3 protein-coding genes are annotated in these 4,328 nt (G+C 68.9%); 2 read left to right on the top strand and 1 reads right to left on the bottom strand.

Going from position 1 to position 4,328, the window contains the following annotated elements; translation table 11 throughout:
• Together AC1D2K_RS30850 and AC1D2K_RS30845 are read left to right on the top strand one after the other, a co-directional pair.
• On the top strand, window positions 1-304 hold a 304-nt coding region (locus tag AC1D2K_RS30850; RefSeq protein WP_478093757.1), incomplete at its 5' end, for an aminotransferase class I/II-fold pyridoxal phosphate-dependent enzyme.
• Window positions 305-377: 73 nt separating this feature from the next.
• Complete coding sequence (locus tag AC1D2K_RS30845; protein WP_478093755.1) at window positions 378-572, top strand: DUF3309 family protein; 195 nt, start codon at window positions 378-380, stop codon at window positions 570-572.
• 55 nt (window positions 573-627) lie between these two features.
• Here the strand turns inward: AC1D2K_RS30845 and AC1D2K_RS30840 are convergent.
• Window positions 628-4,328: DUF3418 domain-containing protein (locus tag AC1D2K_RS30840; protein ID WP_478093753.1), on the bottom strand; the 3,701-nt coding region annotated here is incomplete at its 5' end.

The raw sequence follows: 4,328 nt of genomic DNA, 5'->3' as shown, positions 1-4,328 counted from the left end.
GCCCTACCTGGAGCTGCCGGCCTTCTACCAGCGCAAGCGCGACCTGTTCGCCGAAGGGCTGGCGAAGACCCGGTTCAAGCTGCTGCCCAGCGGCGGCACCTACTTCCAGTGCGTCGACATCAGCGCGGTCAGCGACCTGGGCGAAGCGGACTTCTGCCAGTGGCTCACGAGCGAGATCGGCGTCGCCGCGATTCCGCTTGCGGCCTTCTACGGCGACGGCTTCGACCAGCGCGTGGTGCGCTTCTGCTTCGCCAAGAAGGACGAAACCCTGCGCACGGCGATCGAGCGACTGGCTCGGCTCTGACAGCAACGGTAGGAGAGTCCTGACCGCGGGAGGGGGCCCCTTCCCGCGGTCGACCCGAGACGGCAGGCAGAGCATGGGGGCTTCAGAACACATCGCCCAAGGAGAAATCCATGTCCTCTCGCTGATTCTGCTGATCGTCCTGATCCTGATGCTGGTGGGCGCGCTGCCGAGCTGGGGCTACAGCCGCGGCTGGGGCTACGGGCCCAGCGGCGGACTCGGCCTGATACTGCTGGTCGTGATCGTGCTGCTGCTGATGGGGCGGATATAGCCCGCCAGGCCGGACGGTCAAGGCCCGCTCCGGCGGGCTTTTTCCTGTCCGGCGCTCAGTGCCCCAGCTGCGCCCACAGCTTGTCCAGCCGCTTCACGCTGACCGGCTGGGGCGTGCGCAGCTCCTGGGCAAAGAAGCTCACGCGCAGTTCCTCCAGCAGCCAGCGGAACTCGCTCATGCGCTCGTCGGCCGCGCCCTTGCGCTCGGCCAGCAGGCGCCAGTAGCGCTGCTCCTGGGGCCGCAGTTCCGCCAGCCGCTGGGTGTCGCGCGCCGGGTCGGCGCGCAGCTTGTCCAGCCTGAGGGTGATGGCCTTCAGGTAGCGTGCGAAGTGCGCAAGCCGCGGCCAGGGCGTGTCGGCGACGAAGCGCTTGCCCATCAGGCGCTGCAACTGCTGGGCGGCATCGGCGGTGGCCTCGGGCTGCACCTTGGTGTCCTTGATCTTGCGCTGCGCCAGCCCGTATTCGACCAGGATCGCACCGGCCAGTCGCGCGATCTCGTTGGCGATCAGCGTGAGCCTGCCGCGGCCCTCCTCGAGCCGGCGCTTGAAGGCGAACTCGTCGGTCGGCAGCGGCTCCTGCAGGAAGGCCCGGTCGATCGCCACCTCGATGATCTGGGCCCGCAATTCCTCGGCGGTGCCCAGCGGCATGTAGGCGACGGCCATCTTCTGCAGATCGGGAATGTTCTTCTCCAGGTACTTCAGGGCGTCCTTGAGCTGCAGCGCGAAAAGCCGCCTGAGGCCCGCCCGGTGCTTCGCGGCGGCAACGGCAGGCTCGTCGAAGACTTCGATGCTCACCGCGTCGGCGCCGTCGACCAGCGCCGGGAATCCGATCAGCGACTGCGCGCCGCGCCGCACTTCCATCAGCTCCGGCAGCTCGCCGAACGTCCAGCCCGTGTAGCGCTGGCCCGCGGGCAGCGAAGGGGCTGCCGCCTCGGGCAAGGCCGGCTTGGCGGCGCCCGGCGGACGGCCATCCGTCGGTGCCGTGGCTGCGAGCCCGGCCGATGCCTTGACGTTGAGTCCCGCCAGCGCCTGGAATGCGCCTCGGGCCTGCGCGCCCAGTTCCGCCTTCAGCGCGCCCAGGTTGCGTCCCATGCCGAGTTGGCGGCCGTGCTCGTCGACCACGCGCAGGTTCATGAACAGATGCGGCGGCAGCATGTCGAGCTTGAAGTCGGCGCGCTTGACGTCGAGGCTGGTCTGGTCGCGCACCCGCTTGAGCAGCGCGTCGGTCAGCGAGCCATTGCCGAAAGCCTCGGGCGCCGACAGCATGTCGGCGAAACGGGCGGCCGATTCGGGCAGCGGCACCAGGCGGGCGCGCGGCTTCTGCGGCAGGCTCTTCAGCAGCGCCTGGATCTTGTCCTTCAGCATGCCCGTGACCAGCCACTCGCAGCGCTCCTCGCTCACCTGGTTCAGCACGAACAGCGGCACGCTGACCGTGAGCCCGTCCTTGGCGTCGCCCGGCTCGTGCAGGTAGGTCGCGGCGCAGTCGACGCCGCCCAGCCGGAGCGTGGGCGGAAACGACTGGGTCGTGATGCCGGCCGCCTGGTGCCGCATCAGCTCGTCGCGCGTCAGGTACAGGAGGCGCGGCTGCGCCTTCGACTGGCCGCGATACCAGTTCTCGAAGGTGATGCCGCTCGACACGTCGGGCGGCAGCTGGGCGTCGTAGAAGGCGTAGATCAGTTCATCGTCGACCAGCACGTCCTGCCGGCGCGACTTGTGCTCGAGGCCTTCGACCTCGCGCACCAGCTTGCGGTTGGCGGCAAGGAAATGCTGCTTGCTTTCCCACTGGCCGCCGACCAGCGCCTCGCGGATGAAGATCTCGCGCGCCGCGACCGGATCGACCTTGCTGAAATCGACCCGTCGCCCGCTGTAGACCACCAGCCCGTACAGCGTGGCACGCTCCAGCGCCGCGACCTGGGCGCCCTTCTTTTCCCAGTGCGGGTCGAGCAACTGCTTCTTGAGCAGATGGCCGGCCACCTGCTCGAGCCATTGCGGCTCGATGTTGGCGATGCCGCGGCCGAAGAGCCGGGTGGTCTCCACCAGCTCGGCAACGACGATCCAGCGGCCCGGCTTCTTCTTCAGGTGGGCGCCCGGATGACGGTAGAACTTGATGCCGCGGGCGCCGAGATAGGCCTCGTCGTCCTCCAGCTTCCAGCCGACGTTGCCGAGCAGGCCCGAGAGCATCGACAGGTGCAGCGGCTCGTAGCCGGCCGGCTGGGCGTTGATGCGCCACTTGTGCTCGGTGACCACCGTGAGCAGCTGGGAATGGATGTCGCGCCACTCGCGCACGCGGCGAATGTTGATGAAGTTCTGCCGCAGCAGCTGCTCGTACTGCCGGTTGCTGAGCTTGTGGGTGCGGCCTTCGGCCCCACCCACGGGTGGTTCATGGGGCACCCCCTCCCCCGCCCTCCCCCGCCAAGCGGTGGAGGGTGAATGGCCGCGCGCATCCTGGATCCACTTCCACAGCCGCAGGTAGCCGCTGAACTCGCTCTTCTCGTCGTCGAACTTCGAATGCGCCTGGTCGGCCTGCTGCTGCATCTCCATCGGCCGGTCGCGCACGTCCTGCACCGACAGCGCGCTGGCGATCACCAGCACTTCCTCGAGAGCGCCGCGGCCGCGGGCCTCGAGGATCATCCGGCCGACGCGCGGGTCGAGCGGCAGCCGGGCCAGCTCGGCGCCCATCGGCGTGAGTTCGTTGGCATCGTCGACCGCGCCGAGCTCGTTGAGCAACTGGTAGCCGTCGGCGATCGCGCGCCGCTGCGGCGCCTCGAGGAAGGGAAAGCGTTCGACATCGCCCAGGTGCAGCGACTTCATCCGCAGGATCACGCCCGCCAGCGAGGAACGCAGGATTTCCGGGTCGGTGAAGCGCGGCCGGCTCTCGAAATCCTTCTCGTCGTAGAGCCGGATGCAGATGCCGTTGGCGACCCGGCCGCAGCGGCCGGCGCGCTGGTTGGCCGCCGCCTGGCTGATCGGCTCGACCAGCAGCTGCTCGACCTTGCTGCGGAAGCTGTAGCGCTTGACCCGCGCGGTGCCGGCATCGATCACGTAGCGGATTCCGGGCACGGTGAGCGAGGTCTCGGCGACGTTGGTGGCCAGCACGATGCGCCGGCCGCTGTGGTTGTCGAAAATCCGCTCCTGCTCGGCCTGCGACAGCCGGGCGAACAGCGGCAGCACTTCGGCGCTGCGCATCAGCGGCTGGTGGCTCAGGTGTTTGCGCAGGTGATCGGCGGCTTCCCGGATCTCGCGCTCGCCGGGCAGGAAGATCAGGATGTCGCCGGCGTTGTGCGGGTCGCGCCAGAGCTCGTCCACGCCCTCGGCGATGGCGTCGTTGAGGTCGTGGTCGCGCGATTCCTCGAAGGGACGGTAGCGCTGTTCGACGGGGAAGGTCCGCCCCGACACCATGATCACTGGCGCCGGAATCATGGGCCCCCACGCTCCGCGCTGCGCGTCGTCGCTGTCCCCCGAGGGGGCCGGGCGGCCCGGCGCCGGGCGAGCGGAGGCGAAATGCTGCGCGAACCGGTCGGCATCGATGGTCGCCGAGGTCACGATCACCTTGAGGTCCGGCCGGCGCGGCAGGATCTCGCGCAGGTAGCCCAGCAGGAAGTCGATGTTCAGCGAGCGCTCGTGGGCCTCGTCGATGATGATCGTGTCGTAGGCCTTGAGCAGCGGATCGGTCTGCGTCTCCGCCAGCAGGATGCCGTCGGTCATCAGCTTGACCGAGGCGTCGCGCGACAGCCGGTCCTGGAAGCGCACCTTGTAGC

The sequence above is a fragment of the Variovorax sp. P1_H12_2 genome (genome assembly GCF_056405335.1).
Note: the sequence above shows the minus strand (reverse complement) of the source record. Positions and strands in the feature narration are given on the sequence as shown.